Origin of the sequence: Gilliamella sp. W8128, assembly GCF_016100545.1 — a bacterium.
Classification (GTDB): domain Bacteria; phylum Pseudomonadota; class Gammaproteobacteria; order Enterobacterales; family Orbaceae; genus Gilliamella; species Gilliamella apis.
Genome location: NZ_JACFSE010000002.1, coordinates 238333 through 254582 on the forward strand (window position 1 = coordinate 238333; position 16250 = coordinate 254582).

At 37.5% G+C, this 16250-nt stretch carries 10 protein-coding genes; 4 read left to right on the plus strand and 6 right to left on the minus strand.

The features are described from left to right. Nucleotides 1-12 precede the first annotated feature (12 nt). Nucleotides 13-1410 (minus strand): diaminopimelate decarboxylase, encoded by a 1398-nt coding sequence (gene lysA / locus H3U97_RS02730; RefSeq protein WP_034900801.1) that lies wholly within the window; start codon nucleotides 1408-1410, stop codon nucleotides 13-15. Between the two features lie 255 nt (nucleotides 1411-1665). Between lysA and H3U97_RS02735 the strand changes: the two genes are divergently transcribed. Further along, nucleotides 1666-3087 (plus strand): sigma-54-dependent Fis family transcriptional regulator, encoded by a 1422-nt coding sequence (locus tag H3U97_RS02735; protein WP_198197983.1) that lies wholly within the window; start codon nucleotides 1666-1668, stop codon nucleotides 3085-3087. On the opposite strand, the gene H3U97_RS02740 is transcribed toward H3U97_RS02735, so the two are convergent. Then, nucleotides 3088-4275, minus strand: coding sequence for an NAD(P)/FAD-dependent oxidoreductase (locus tag H3U97_RS02740; protein WP_198197984.1), 1188 nt, complete (start codon nucleotides 4273-4275; stop codon nucleotides 3088-3090). A 395-nt stretch (nucleotides 4276-4670) separates the two neighbouring features. Here H3U97_RS02740 and gltB point away from each other — a divergent pair, with 395 nt between their 5' ends. After that, nucleotides 4671-9128 (plus strand): glutamate synthase large subunit, encoded by a 4458-nt coding sequence (gene gltB / locus H3U97_RS02745; protein ID WP_198197986.1) that lies wholly within the window; start codon nucleotides 4671-4673, stop codon nucleotides 9126-9128. A gap of 14 nt (nucleotides 9129-9142) precedes the next feature. After that, nucleotides 9143-10555 (plus strand): FAD-dependent oxidoreductase, encoded by a 1413-nt coding sequence (locus tag H3U97_RS02750; protein ID WP_198197988.1) that lies wholly within the window; start codon nucleotides 9143-9145, stop codon nucleotides 10553-10555. 79 nt (nucleotides 10556-10634) lie between these two features. On the opposite strand, the gene H3U97_RS02755 is transcribed toward H3U97_RS02750, so the two are convergent. Together H3U97_RS02755 and mazG are read right to left on the minus strand one after the other, a co-directional pair. Beyond that, entirely contained in the window at nucleotides 10635-11075 is a 441-nt protein-coding gene (locus tag H3U97_RS02755; RefSeq protein WP_198197990.1) for a hypothetical protein, read from the minus strand. Beyond that, nucleotides 11068-11865: a nucleoside triphosphate pyrophosphohydrolase gene (gene mazG / locus H3U97_RS02760; protein WP_198197992.1), complete on the minus strand. Its 798-nt coding sequence runs from the start codon at nucleotides 11863-11865 to the stop codon at nucleotides 11068-11070. Before mazG ends, H3U97_RS02755 begins: the two co-directional genes overlap by 8 nt. A gap of 226 nt (nucleotides 11866-12091) precedes the next feature. On the opposite strand from mazG, the gene H3U97_RS02765 reads away from it, so the two are divergent. After that, a complete protein-coding gene (locus tag H3U97_RS02765) occupies nucleotides 12092-14095 on the plus strand; it encodes an OPT family oligopeptide transporter (protein WP_198197994.1) in 2004 nt (667 codons plus the stop codon). A 48-nt stretch (nucleotides 14096-14143) separates the two neighbouring features. Here the strand turns inward: H3U97_RS02765 and H3U97_RS02770 are convergent, their stop codons facing one another. Continuing rightward, nucleotides 14144-15292: a glycerate kinase gene (locus tag H3U97_RS02770; RefSeq protein WP_086357482.1), complete on the minus strand. Its 1149-nt coding sequence runs from the start codon at nucleotides 15290-15292 to the stop codon at nucleotides 14144-14146. Between the two features lie 62 nt (nucleotides 15293-15354). After that, a complete protein-coding gene (gene garR / locus H3U97_RS02775) occupies nucleotides 15355-16236 on the minus strand; it encodes a 2-hydroxy-3-oxopropionate reductase (protein ID WP_086357481.1) in 882 nt (293 codons plus the stop codon). Nucleotides 16237-16250: the final 14 nt, after the last annotated feature.

The following is a 16250-nucleotide window of genomic DNA, read 5'->3' on the forward strand; positions in this document are numbered from 1 at the left end:
GATAGCTCATGATTAATACACGTCGTATCCAACCATATCCTCGTAAGTGTCTTCACGGCGAATCAATCGGTCTTTGCCTTCTTTATCGATCATAACAACAGCTGTACGTGGACGATTGTTATAAACCGTTTGGCTTTCAATGGTATAAGCACCAGCATCAAGGAAAGCAATGATATCGCCAATTTGTGTATCTTTAGGTAATAAGAATTCTTCACCTTTAACACCAACATGGAAATAGTCACCACCATCACATAATGGACCAGCTAATTTAATGTACTCATCATGTTGTTCAGTAATTTTTGACGCATCATAAACATAGAAGAACCAATCAAAGTGTTGGCTGTCAGATAATACGCTATAACCAGCATCAACAAATTTCCATTCAACATGTTCTTCAATGTTACCGTCTAAATCGTAGTTAGTTTTACGTTTTTCACAAGCAACTTCAGTTAAAAGCACACCTGCTGAACCGGTAACTTTACGACCTGGTTCGATACAGATTTCAACGTCTGTACGCCATTTGTGAACTTCACTAATTACCGCATCAGCGAAATCTTGTGCAGTAATACCAGCATACATGTTGTCTTGTAATGGATTACCATTTTCATCATCGTATTTATAAGGAACTGGAATACCACCACCTACGTTGATTAAATCAAATTTAATGCCTAAAACTTCTTCTAAACGGCGTGATTCATCAACTAATACTTTGGTTGCTTTAGCAAATGGTTCTGCTTCTGGCACTTGGTCACCCACGTGCATATGTAAACCACGTAAATGTACATAAGGCATTTCAAGAATACGACGACAAGTTTCTTCAGCTTGTTCTAAATCGATACCTGATTTAGCGTGGTAAGCAGTAACTAATTCTGCGTGAGTTGCTGATGGAACATTTGGTTCAACACGCACACAAACATTGGCTACTTTCTTTAAGCGACGTGAAATTTCATCGATGATATCTAATTCATATAAGCTATCAACGTTGATGATATAAAGATCGTTTTGGATTGCAAATTCTAAATCAACCGGTTTTTTAACCACACCGTTGAAAACAATTTGACTACCTGGGAAACCGATTTCTAAACATTTACGTACTTCAAACATTGAGTTTGCTTCTGCATAGATACCCGCATCTTTAATCGCTTTAAGAACACCCATTACTGAACAGGTTTTTGACGCATAGAAAATCTTAGTATTTGGATGAGCTTTGAACGAATCTTTGATTTCCTGAATATTACGATCGATTTCTTTTTCAGAAAATACATAGAAAGGTGTTGGATATTTCTTGGCTAATTCTTCCAAATTCACACCATCAAAACAAAGTTTGCCGTTTTGAGCACTAAAACGACGATCTTTTGTTATTAGATCGGTACGTAATTTGTTATAATTTGACATAATTGTGTCGGACATATGACCTCCAGTTAATTAGTACATAAAAAAGGTAAGTAAAAAATTACTCACTTACAATGCAATCAACGTGCCAACTTATAAAAACACAAATAATCAATATCTTAACGAAATAATTACAAATAAAATACTAGTCATTTAGTAAGAAATACGTTTTTATGACGAAAATTTGTCACTATTTTTAGTAATACTTGAAAGATATTTAAATCAACGCTAGCTATACTTAACAATAATCCATTTTTAAAAGGCTTTAGAATCATGATAATTGATCCTGAATTATTACAAGCATTGGAAATATTTAAACATTTTTTTGATCTAATACATCAGCCAATGGCCATTATTGATAAAGAAGGTAAATACATTTACTACAATCAGGAAAGCGCAGAACTGGATGGCTATACAATGGAGCAAGCCATCGGTAAACCAATGCTTAAAGTTTACCCTAATTTGAAAAAAGAAGATAGTACTATGCTACAAGCTTTACATGGTAAGGAGTATCAAGATACTTATCAAACTTACTATAATCATGTAGGTAAATTAGTTGATTATCAACACACAACAGTACCGCTTTATAATCATAATAAAGAGATTATCGGTGCGGTTGAAATAGGACGAAATATATCCAATGTTAGGCAGTTACAAGATCAGGTTTTTCGCCTTAATAGAAAGTTATATCACAATAAAGAACAACCGCTACCGGAAATTGTTTTTGCGTCGAACAAAATGCAAGAGGTTATCGATCAAACCAATATTCTAGGCAGTAATGATGTTCCGGTATTAATTGTTGGTGAAACTGGTACAGGGAAAGAGCTATTTGCTCGCTTAATTCATCAAACCAGTCAACGCCGCGATAAAGCATTCATTTCACTAAATTGTAGCGCTTTACCAACCACATTGATTGAAAGTACTTTGTTTGGGACGGTTAAAGGAGCCTTTACCGGCGCTGAAAATCGTCAAGGTTATCTTGAACTTGCCAATGGTGGAACCTTATTTCTTGATGAACTTAATGCAATGCCACTTGAAATGCAAAGTAAACTATTACGCTTCTTGCAAGAAAAAACTTATTGGCCGTTAGGCGGTAATAAAGAGCAACATGCCGATGTGCGAATTGTGGCGGCGATGAATGAATCACCGGCCGAATTGCTAAAATCAGGTAAAATGCGCAGTGACCTATTTTATCGATTAAATGTTGGTTTAATCAAACTTCCAGCCTTACGAGAAAGACAAGAAGATATCCCTGTATTGGCACGATATTTTATCGATAAACATAAAACTGATGTCAATATGGTGATCAGCGGCATCAGTGAACATGCATTGCAGCAATTAATGTCAGCTCCATGGCCAGGTAATGTACGAATGCTAGAGAATGCTATCGTCCGTAGTATGGTTTTACAAAATGAGCCAGGAGAATTACAACAAATTGTTCTTGATGACGAGTTATTTGACCTTCCAAGCCCTTCTTCACAAGAAGAAGCTAAGCTTGAAAAGCCAAATATTAAAGAGATAACCGGCAATCTAACTGAACAAGTTGAAAACTATGAAAAGCAACTTATCATTGATGCATTAAATCAAGCCAATGGTAAAATTATTACTGCGGCAAAATTACTCAATATCTCACGAACGACATTACAATATAAAGTGAAAAAATATCATATCCAAATGGGTGTTATTGATAGTTGATTATACTTGACTCAAGGCTTGGGCGCAGGCAAATGCGCTGCTCCAAGCCCATTGGAAATTATAACCACCAAGCCAACCAGCTACATCAACAACCTCACCAATAAAATAAAGATTAGGTTGTTTTTGTGCGGCCATGGTTTTTGAAGATAACGCATCGCAACTCACTCCGCCTAAAGTTACTTCTGCGGTGCGATAACCTTCCGTTCCATTTGGTATTACATTCCATGTTGTTAATGTTTGATACAGCGCTTGTTGCTGAGTAGGAGTTAACTGTTTAACAGTTGAATCAACAATCAAATTTAGTTGCATTAACGCTTCAATTAACCGCTTAGGTAATATTTGGGCTAAACAATTTTTAAGACTTTGATTACGATTATTATCTAACAAAGGCTTAAAATCTTCCTCAAAAGCAACGTCAGGCAATAAATTGATCGTTATTGCTTCACCTGCTTGCCAATAACTGGAGATTTGTAAAATGGCTGGCCCAGATAATCCTCGATGAGTAAATAGTAGGTTTTCTTTAAAACTGATACGTTTATTAGATACTTCAACTGGTAGAGCAATTCCTGATAACGTCGATAATACAGCTAACAAAGGTTTATGTAAGGTAAACGGCACTAGCCCTGCTTTTACAGGCACAACTGGGATAGAAAATTTTTCAGCAATTTTATAACCAATAGCGGTCATACCGAGTGCAGGCATAGATTGTCCACCCGTCGCCACAATTAATTTATCTGTATAAACACAACCCTGTGAAGTAGATAACTTAAATCCTTGTTGTTCTTCAACAACATCTTCAAGTTGTGTTTGTAACATAAATTTAACTTGTCCTTTTTGGCATTCTTTGACCAACATATCGACAATATCTTGCGCTGAATTATCACAAAATAGCTGACCATGATCTTTTTCATGATAGGCAATAGCATATTGATTAACCAGTTGGATAAAATCCCATTGGCTAAACCGTTTTAAAGCAGATTTACAAAAATGGCGATTTTGAGAAATATAATGGGTAGCTTCAACATTTAGGTTAGTAAAATTACATTTACCACCGCCAGACATTAAGATTTTACGACCTAATTTTTTACCGTTATCAATGACTGTCACATCATGACCTTGTTGTCCCAACAGACCAGCACAAAAAAGCCCTGCAGCTCCAGCACCTATAATTGTAATTTTAGTTTGCATATTTCATCTATAAGCAATAATCGATAATCTATTATAACAGCATAAATCTGGTGATTATAACTCCCTGATTTTGGAAAAAATCAGCAAATATAGTCAATTTTTATGGTTAAAAAACCCCTTTCCTCAAACTTTTTTTAATCAGATATTAATTCTTATTATGAAAAAATTTTTAAATTAAATAGCCTTAATCTTAAAAAAAATTTAAAACCAATAAAAACAATTGGTTAATATAAGATATAAGCTTCATTAATATATATAGGCTAAGTGATTAAAATATTGACTTATAAATAATATTTATTTGACCTAAAACCTATTTTTAATTACCTTCACACCTAATATGGGATTAATGCCTATACCTTCACAAAAAATAATAACGATGAATTTGAGGCAATGATATGTTATATAACCAGCATCATGAAAAAGATAACTGCGGATTTGGTTTAATTGCTCACATTGAAGGGCAACCAAGTCATAAAGTGGTGCGTACCGCAATTCACGGACTTGCTCGCATGCAACACCGTGGTGCTATATTATCGGATGGTAAAACCGGTGATGGCTGTGGTCTTTTAATGCAAAAACCTGATCGATTTTTCCGATTAGTCGCCGAAGACGCCGGTTGGCGCTTAGCCGCTAATTATGCCGTTGGCATGCTATTTTTAAGTCAAGATGAAGCAGAAGCTCAAGCTAGCCGTAAAATTGTCGAAGAGGAGCTAGCAGAAGAAACCTTATATGTTTTAGGTTGGCGTGAAGTACCAATTGATAAAAGTGTGCTTGGTGAAATCGCACTCTCATCATTACCAAGAATTGAACAAGTATTTGTCAATGCCCCGGCGGGTTGGACCAAAATCGATTTAGAACGCCGTCTATATATGGTTCGCCGTCGTATTGAAAAACGAGTGCAAGATGATACGTTTTATGTCTGTAGTTTTTCAAATCAGGTTAATATCTATAAAGGCTTATGTATGCCAAAGGATTTACCTCGATTCTATTTAGATTTGGCTGATATTCGTATGGAAACCGCAATCTGTTTATTCCATCAACGTTTCTCAACCAATACTGTACCACGTTGGCCACTGGCGCAACCATTTAGACATTTAGCCCATAATGGTGAAATTAATACCATTGAGGGGAATCGCCAATGGGCAAAAGCGCGATCTTACAAATTTAAAACACCATTGATTCCAGATCTACAAGATGCGGCACCGTTTGTTAATGTCACCGGTTCTGATTCAAGCTCGCTAGATAATATGCTGGAACTATTTTTAGTCGGCGGTATGGATATTGTCCGTGCTATGCGTCTATTGGTACCACCTGCATGGCAAAACAACCCTGATATGAATGAAGATCTGCGTGCTTTCTTTGATTTTAACTCTATGCATATGGAGCCATGGGACGGGCCTGCTGGTATTGTTATGTCAGATGGTCGTTATGCTGCCTGTAACTTAGACCGTAATGGTTTACGTCCTGCTCGTTATGTGATTACTACAGATAAACTCATCACTTGTGCCTCAGAAATCGGTATTTGGGACTATCAACCCGATGAAGTCGTCAGCAAAGGGCGAGTTGGTCCGGGCGAATTACTGGTAATTGATACTGAAGAAGGTCGCATTTTACAATCTTCAGAAACCGATAATGATCTACAAAAACGTCATCCATATAAAGAGTGGATGGCTAAAAATGTAAAACGTCTGATCCCATTTGAAGATCTTCCAGATGATGATATCGGCTCTCGTGATTATGACGACACTTTACTCGCTACTTACCAAAAACAATTTGGTTATAGTGCCGAAGAGCTCGACCAATGTATTCGAGTTTTGGGTGAAAACGGCCAAGAAGCAACCGGCTCAATGGGCGATGATACACCGTTTGCCGTGTTATCTAGCCGTCCGCGCTTAATTTATGATTACTTCCGACAAAAATTTGCTCAGGTAACCAATCCACCGATAGATCCATTACGCGAAGCACATGTCATGTCACTGTCGACTAGTATCGGTCGTGAGATGAATGTATTTGCCGAAGCAGAAGGTCAGGCACATCGGGTTGCATTTAAATATCCAGTATTGGTTCATTCTGATTTTAAACAATTAACTACTTTAGAATCACGTTATTACAAATCAGAAACGCTTGATATCACATATGAAATTGACGGTAGTTTACGTGATGCAATTGAACAATTATGTGGTGATGCCGAAGAGAAAGTTCGTGAGGGAACGGTATTACTGATTTTATCAGATAGAAATATTGCACCTGATCGCCTGCCAATTCCGGCACCTATGGCTGTTGGTGCGGTCCAACAACGTTTAGTTGAAAAGAACTTGCGCTGTGATGCCAATATCATTGTTGAAACAGCAAGTTGTCGAGATCCGCATCAATTCGCCGTTTTACTAGGCTTTGGTGCAACAGCAATCTATCCATATTTAGCCTATGAAACCCTAGCTCAAATGGTAGATAATGGCACTGTGAATAAGTCTTATCGAGAAGCAATTCTTAATTATCGCAATGGTATTAATAAAGGCTTATACAAAATCATGTCCAAAATGGGCATTTCAACTGTTGCTTCTTACCGCTGTTCTAAACTATTTGAGGCCGTAGGTCTAAATGAAGAAGTAGTTGAACTTTGCTTCCAAGGGGTAACAAGCCGTATTAGTGGTGCCAATTTTGATGATTTCGCTCAAGATCAGTTCAATCTTTCTAAGAAAGCATGGCTACGGCGTAAACCATTAGAACAAGGTGGATTGTTGAAATTTGTGCATGGTGGTGAATACCATGCTTACAATCCTGATGTAGTACAATCACTACAAAAAGCGGTAAATAATGGTAATTATGCAGATTACAAGCGCTATGTAGATATCGTAAATAATCGACCAGCTGCAACCTTGCGAGATCTATTAAAACTTAATCCACCTGAAAACGCAGCTATCGCACTTGATCAGGTGGAACCAGAAGAGTCATTATTTAAACGATTTGACTCGGCAGCTATGTCAATTGGTGCATTAAGTCCAGAAGCGCATGAATCATTAGCTGAAGCAATGAATACCTTAGGTGGTTTTTCTAATTCTGGTGAAGGCGGTGAAGATCCTGCCCGTTATAACACCATCAAAGTATCACGTATCAAACAAGTGGCTTCCGGCCGATTTGGTGTAACACCGGGTTACTTAATGAGTGCTGACGTGATTCAAATCAAAGTTGCCCAAGGTGCAAAACCGGGTGAAGGTGGTCAATTACCAGGTGATAAAGTAACACCTTATATTGCAAAATTACGTTTTTCTGTACCGGGTGTGACATTAATTTCACCACCGCCGCATCATGATATTTATTCAATTGAAGACTTAGCGCAATTGATTTTTGATCTGAAACAGATTAATCCAACTGCGATGATCTCAGTTAAGTTAGTTTCTGAACCGGGAGTAGGTACTATCGCAACCGGTGTTGCCAAAGCCTATGCTGATTTAATCACTATTTCAGGTTACGACGGTGGTACTGGAGCCAGTCCATTAACTTCGGTTAAATATGCCGGCTCTCCTTGGGAACTTGGTCTAGTTGAGACCCAACAATCATTAGTTGCTAATGGTTTACGTCACAAAATACGCTTACAAGTTGACGGTGGCCTAAAAACTGGTGCCGATATTGTTAAAGCGGCAATTTTAGGTGCTGAAAGCTTTGGTTTTGGTACTGGACCAATGGTGGCATTGGGTTGTAAATACCTCCGTATTTGTCACCTGAATAACTGTGCAACCGGTGTTGCCACTCAAGATGAAAAACTGCGTAGTGAGCATTATCACGGTCTACCAGAAAAAGCCATGAACTACTTCCGTTTTCTTGCTCGTAATACGCGAGAAGTTATGGCAGAACTAGGCGTTAGTCGAATCGTTGATTTGATCGGTCGTACTGATTTACTTCTTGAACTTGATGGTATTACAGCAAAACAACAGAAATTGGATCTATCAAGCTTGCTTGAAACGGCAACCCCAATAGAAGGTAAACCGGTTCACTGTATTGAAGACAATAAACCATTTGATAAAGGTGTGCTGAATAAAGAGATTATAACCCAAGCACAACAAGCAGTGGATAATCGTCAAAGTAAAAGTTTCTACTTTGACATTCAAAATACTGATCGTTCTGTTGGTACAACTTTATCTGGTTATATTGCTAAAAAATATGGCGATCAAGGCTTAGTCACGTCCCCTATTTCATTGAATTTCAACGGTACTGCCGGACAAAGCTTTGGTGTATGGAATGCAGGCGGTGTTGATTTAACGCTTACTGGCGATGCCAACGACTATGTTGGTAAAGGTATGGCTGGCGGTCGTATTGTCATTCGTCCACCACAAGGTTCGGCATTTTTAAGCCATGAAGCGACCATTGCTGGTAATACCTGTTTGTATGGTGCCACTGGAGGTAAATTATTTGCTGCTGGCCGAGCAGGTGAACGTTTTGCAGTGCGTAACTCAGGCGCTATAAGTGTGGTTGAAGGCATTGGTGATAATGGCTGTGAATATATGACTGGCGGTATTGTCTGTGTTTTAGGTAAAACAGGCGTTAACTTTGGTGCAGGTATGACCGGTGGTTTTGCTTATATTTTAGATACTGATGGTGATTTACATAAGCGAATCAATAAAGAGTTGGTCGAAATGTTAGATGTTGCTGACTATTCAATTCATGAAGAGCATCTACGTGGTTTAATTATGGAGCACGCACAACTAACTCACTCTACTTGGGCCGAAGAAATATTAGCTAATTGGGAAGATTTTGCTAAACAATTTGTATTAGTTAAACCAAAATCTAGCGATGTTAAAGCATTATTAGGTCACCGTAGTCGGTCAGCAGCTGAACTACGTGTTCAGGCACAGTAAGGAGAAAACACGATATGAGTCAAAATGTTTATCAGTTTATCGATTTACAACGTGTCGATCCGCCTAAAAAATCGCTAAACATTCGTAAAATTGAATTTGTAGAAATTTATGAAGGCTTTTCAGCTTCGCAATCTCAAGCACAGGCAGATCGTTGCCTTGCTTGTGGTAACCCTTATTGTGAATGGCGTTGTCCAGTCCACAATTACATTCCAAATTGGTTAAAATTAGTTACTGAAGGTAAAATTTTAGAAGCGGTTGAGTTATCTCATCAAACTAATAGTTTACCTGAGGTATGTGGTCGAGTTTGTCCACAAGATCGTCTGTGTGAAGGATCTTGTACTTTGAATGCTGAATTTGGTGCGGTAACTATTGGTAGTATTGAGCGTTATATTACCGATGAAGCCTTTAAAATGGGCTGGAGACCAAATCTCTCTAACGTGGAGAAAACCGGGTTGAGAGTCGCAATTATTGGCGCTGGCCCGGCCGGCTTGGCTTGTGCTGATGTTTTAGTACGTAATGGTGTCACCCCTGTCGTTTTTGATCGCCATCCTGAAATCGGTGGTTTATTAACATTCGGTATTCCAGCCTTCAAATTAGATAAAGAGGTCTTAGTTCATCGTAGACATGTTTTTAGCGAAATGGGCGTTGAGTTCCGCCTTAATACTGAAGTGGGTAAAACAGTACAATTAGCCGATCTTCTTGCTGAGTTTACTGCCGTTTTTGTTGGGGCTGGTACTTATCAATCAATGCGTGCCGGGCTTGAAAATGAAGATGCTAATGGCGTTTATGATGCATTACCATTTTTAATTGCTAATACTAAACATATTATGCAACACCAACAAACTGACGATGCGCCTTATGTAGATATGAAAAATAAACGTGTCGTGGTATTAGGCGGTGGTGATACTGCCATGGACTGCGTAAGAACGTCTATCCGTCAGGGTGCGACTGAAGTGACGTGTGCCTATCGCCGTGATGAAGCCAATATGCCTGGTTCTAAACGTGAAGTTAAAAATGCCAAAGAAGAAGGCGCGCAGTTCCAATTCAATGTACAACCGCTGAGCATTGAAATTAACAATGTAGGGCATGTTACTGGCGTAAAAATGGTAAGAACAGAGCTTGGCGAACCCGATGCGAAAGGTCGTCGTTCACCAGTGATTATTGAAGGCTCAGAATTTGTGTTACCGGCGGATGCGGTGGTAATGGCATTTGGCTTTAAACCGCATGCAATGCCGTGGTTAGCTGAACATGGGGTTGATTTTGACGATAGAGGACGAATAATTGCCCCAGAAAGCAAAGGTTATCAAACTTCGAATGCTAAAATCTTTGCTGGCGGAGATGCTGTGCGTGGTTCTGATTTAGTCGTTACGGCAATAAGTGAAGGCCGTAAAGCTGCTGAAGGAATCTTGGATTACTTAGAAGTTTAAAAACGACGCTTGAATTCCAATTCAACATTTAAACCCGCTAATTTATGGCGGGTTTATTTATGATAATATAAGTCACTTTTTATAAATAGACACGTTGAGTGCCTTTTTCTGGTTGAAAAGTAGCTTTACCAAATTCATCCAAAAAATAAGCAATATGATCGGTTTTATCACCCAATAAACGTCCTTTTACTTTATTCCATGTTAATAACGCAATAGTGGCATCGGGCTCACAGCAAATTAACATTGGTTGTTCAAATTCTTGATTCCAATAGAACTGACCGCCATATAATTTATGTGCAGTTAATAACAAATAACAGCCATATTCTTGTGATATCATATTGAGTTGTTCTTCAGGAAGACCAAAGCTTTTATCTGCCATTTCACCAATAATCATTTCAACAACAGTAATACTCTTTTCAGAATAATCCAATTGATTAATACTCCACGTTGGGCTATGTAAAATAGCATTTTGAGACCAAGCCTCTATTTCTTGATATAATTCATTTTTTTTTTCAGTCATTTTTATTTACTTCGCTAGATGATTTTTCTGTTTGCTTGACAATTTGCCATGCATCTTCCATTTCTTCAAGTGTTGCATCAACTAAATTGCGATTTTTTTGCTTTAGTAGCAATTCAACTTGTTTAAATCGCCTAATAAACTTGCTATTAGCATTTTGTAAACATAACTCTGATTTAACTTTTAGATGTCTTGCTAAATTGACGGTAGCAAACAATAGGTCGCCGATTTCTTCCTCAACTTTTGATTGCTCAATAGTTGATTGTGCTAACTCTTGTTCAACTTCATTAAGTTCTTCTTTAACTTTAGCTATAACTGGTTGTAGTTCAGTCCAATCAAAGCCGACTGATGCACAACGTTTTTGAATTTTTTCAGCCTTCATTAATGCTGGAATTGCGGTCGGGATATCATCTAATAGCGAATATTGTGCTCGCTTATCGCGTTCTTGTTGTTTAAGCTGTTCCCAATTTGGTTTACTCGTATTATTTGAAAAAATATGCGGATGACGACTTATCAATTTATCAGCCACTGATTGACAAATATCATCAAAATTAAACAAACCTTGTTGGTTGGCTAAATCCGCATAAAACACAATCTGAAACAGTAGGTCACCCAGTTCACTTTTAAGTTCAACCATATCTTGTCTATCAATTGCATCTAAGACTTCATAGGTCTCTTCTAAAGTATAAGATTTTAACGAGTCAAAAGTTTGTTTGCTGTCCCATTCACAGCCACCAATAGGGTTACGCAACTTTTTAGTAATATCCTGCAATCGTTTTAATTCTCTTAACATTTTTCTCACAATTGGTTAATGATTAAGAATATGACCAGCATAGCATAATTACGCTGTGACTAATCTTTAATATACAAATTTTATTGTTTAAGAATAAAAATAACTTACAGCAAATAAATCAAGAAAAATAGGCAAAATATGAACTTAATTGTAGAATTAATGGCAGATAAAGCATAATTAAGTATATAATAACAGGCTATCAATTTAACTTTAATATATAGGTAGTATGAATAATTTACGAGAACTTACACTACGCGGTACCATTCTTGGTGCTTTAATTACTATCGTCTTTACAGCCTCCAATGTCTATTTAGGCTTGAAAGTCGGATTAACTTTTTCATCAGCCATTCCTGCCGCAGTCATTTCCATGGCTATTTTACGATTATTTTCAGGATCGACAATTTTAGAAAATAATATGGTGCAAACTCAAGCTTCCGCTGCAGGAACTTTATCTTCTGTTATTTTCGTTATGCCAGGTTTATTAATGATGGGATATTGGAGTAATTTTCCTTTCTGGCTAACCTTTTCAGTTTGCGCTGCTGGCGGCATGTTAGGGGTATTATTTTCTATTCCATTACGTCATGTTATGGTAGTGAAAAGTGATTTACCTTATCCAGAAGGTGTCGCTGCTGCTGAAATATTAAAAGCTGGTTCGAAAACTAACGATAAAGAAGCAAATGATGGATTAAAGGATATCGTATTTGGCGGTATTATTGCCTCTACAGTGAGCTTATTTACTAATGGATTTCGTTTATTATCTGATAGCACTGCTTATTGGTTTACTGGTGGTAAATCAATATTTCAGATCCCAATGGGATTTTCATTAGCATTACTAAGTGCTGGCTATCTAATTGGTATTATTTCAGGAATTGCGGTATTAATCGGAACCATTATAGCTTGGGGATTTGGTATTCCAATCCTAAGTGCCCTTACCGATTATGATACATCCCAACCTCTATCTAAAATTGCAATGGGATTGTGGGCCACAGATATTCGTTTTATCGGTGCAGGTACCATAGCAATTGCCGCAGTCTGGACATTACTGACTTTAATCAAACCAGTTATTGAAGGTTTAAAAACATCGTTAAAAACACTTCGCTCAGATATTTCTATAAACGATATTGATCGAACAGATAGAGACTTGTCACCAAAAACTATTTTTATGATTATGGCTGGCATGTTAATTATCTTAGTTGCAACATTTTACTCTTTTATTTCTGATAGTGGTTTATCAACTGGTATTGCTTGGTTGCTAGTCATTTGTGCAGTTTTATTTGCGTTTGTTATGGGATTTTTAGTTGCCGCTGCCTGTGGTTATATGGCTGGTTTAGTTGGTTCTTCAGCCAGTCCTATATCAGGTATTGCCATTGTTGCTGCTATAGCTATTTCACTAATATTACTTGGCTTAAGTGAAACACATGGTATGTTATCCTCTGTAGAAGGAACTGACTTTATCACTGCATTAGCCCTATTCACAACTAGTGTTGTGCTATCAATTGCATGTATTTCGAATGATAATTTACAAGATTTGAAAACAGGTTATTTAGTTCATGCTACGCCATGGCGACAACAAGTAGCACTTTTGATTGGTTGTGTTGTTGGTGCAATTGTCATTGCCCCTATTCTTGAAATACTCTATAACGCTTATGGTTTTACTGGTGCGGTTCCTCGTCCAAATATGGACCCTACCCAAGTATTGGCTGCACCTCAAGCAACTTTGATGACAACCATTGCTAAAGGAATTTTTTCTCATAATCTAGATTGGACAATGATCTTGATAGGTTTAGCGGTAGGCGCAACAGTTATCATCATTGACCTAATTTTAGCCAAAAAGAAAACTAAATTCCGTCTACCTGCTTTAGCTGTCGGACTAGGTATTTACTTACCACCAAGTATTACAATGGCTATATTTATCGGTTCATTATTATCATGGATAGTAAAACGTCAGGCATATGTGAAAGCAGAAAAACTAAATTTAGATCCAGAAACTGAGTTCAAAAAAGTAGATCGTAAAGCATCCTTAATTGCATCAGGTTTAATCGTCGGTGAAAGTTTAGTTGGTGTTATACTTGCCATTGTGATTGTCATTAGTGTCACTAATGGTGGTGGAGATGCACCTCTGGCAATATTCCCTGACTTAGGCAATATGTCTCAATATTTAGGATTATTTGTTTTCATTACGATCTGTTGTCTTATTATTCGCAGATCTTTGTCAGCACTTAAACGATAATATGATTATGATGCCCTTTATCAGGATACTGATAAAGGGTATTTATGACTATTTAAGGTTACGGCCTAAATTAAGTGTTAAGGCAATATTCATTGAGGTTTGATAAAGATTTGCTTTTGCCGTTGCTGATTCTAGTACTTCCGACAAAGTCGCAACTTTACTTAAAATACTAAACATGGCATTAATACCATAAGGATAAATAGTTTCAGCCTTGTCCCCCAAACTACCAACAATAGCAATTACTGGTTTTTGGTATTTTTTGGCAATACTAGCAACCCCTACTGGTACTTTACCATTGATACTTTGGTAATCTAATCGCCCTTCACCGGTGATAACTAAATCTGCATTAGAAATAAGCTTATCTAGATTTAGTGCTTCAGTAATAATTTCAATTCCAGGCCTTAATTTAGCATTCATAAACGCTAATAAAGCCGCCCCCATTCCACCAGCAGCTCCCGTCCCTGGGGTAAATTCAATATCCATATTAAAGCTACGTTTTATTACTTGAGCAAAATGTTTCAGATTTTCATCAAGTAAACGAACATCATCTTGTGTCGCGCCTTTTTGCGGACCAAATATAAATGAAGCACCATTCGCACCAGTCAAAGGATTAGTAACATCACAAGCAACTTCGAAATCACAGAATTTAATTCTGTGGTCAATTTCACTAATATCAATTTTATCAAGCTCGCTTAATGAAGCTCCACCATAACCAATTTGGTTACCGGCTTTATCAAGAAGCTTGACACCTAGAGCCTGTAACATGCCAGCACCACCGTCATTGGTAGCACTCCCGCCAATCCCAATAATAAATTTTTTACAACCTTTATCTAGTGCATCTTTGATTAATTCTCCAGTACCATATGAGGTCGTAATTTTCGCATCTCGCTTAGTAACAGGAACTCTTTCAAGACCACTTGCTGCGGCCATTTCAATTACCGCTGTTTGTCCATCTCCTGAAATACCATAAAAAGCCAAACCTTTTTCACCTAATGGGTCAGTAATCGATACTGTGATTTTATTTCCATTTAATGCATCAACCATTGCATCAACAGTACCTTCACCACCATCAGCAACTGGAATCAAAAAGTATTCAGCCTTTGGGTATACGTTTAAAAATCCCTTTTTAATTATATTAGCAACCTCAATAGCACTTAGGCTTTCTTTAAAAGAATCAGGAGCAATGACAATTTTCATATTTATCCTTATGCAATTAGTCAAAGTATTGAGTATGTCGCCATACTCAATCTTAACCTTAATTATTTAATTTCTATTTTTGCTAAAGATTCATAGTAACGTGCTAATGCACTATGATCACAATCACCCAGACCATCAGTTTTTAAGGCTTGCATCATTTCCATTACAGATGCAGTTAATGGTAATGATGTTCCAACACCATGAGAAGTATCTAAAGCATTTTGTAAATCTTTGATATGTAAATCAATTCTGAAACCAGGTTTAAAATTACGATTTAAAACCATTGGTGCTTTAGCATCTAGTACAGTACTTCCAGCTAATCCACCACGAATTGCTTGATAAACTAACTCTGGATTTACGCCAGCTTTAGTTGCTAAAACTAATGCTTCTGACATAGCCGCAATGTTCAAAGCAACAATAACTTGATTTGCTAATTTAGTTACATTACCAGCACCAATTTCACCAGTGTAAACCACTGAACCAGCCATGGCTTTCATTATGTCATAATGTTTATCAAAGATAGCTTTATCACCACCTACCATGACCGATAAAGTACCATCAATTGCTTTAGGTTCTCCACCACTCACTGGCGCATCTAACATTGCCAATCCTTTTTTAACGACTTCATCATGAATTTCACGGCTTGCCAATGGTGCAATTGAACTCATATCAATAATCGTAGTACCAGATTTAGCACCATCAATTATCCCATCTTTACCTAATACAACCTCTTTTACATGTGGTGAATTTGGTAACATGGTAATAATCACATCACAAAGTTTAGCAACTTCTTTAGCATTTACGGCACTTTGTGCCCCTGCAGCCACTACTTCATCCACTGCAGATTGATTTTTATCACAAACGACTAATGAATAACCTGCTTTTAACAGGTTTTTGCTCATCGGTTTACCCATAATACCTAAACCAATAAAACCAATTTTCATTTTACTCTCCTTTT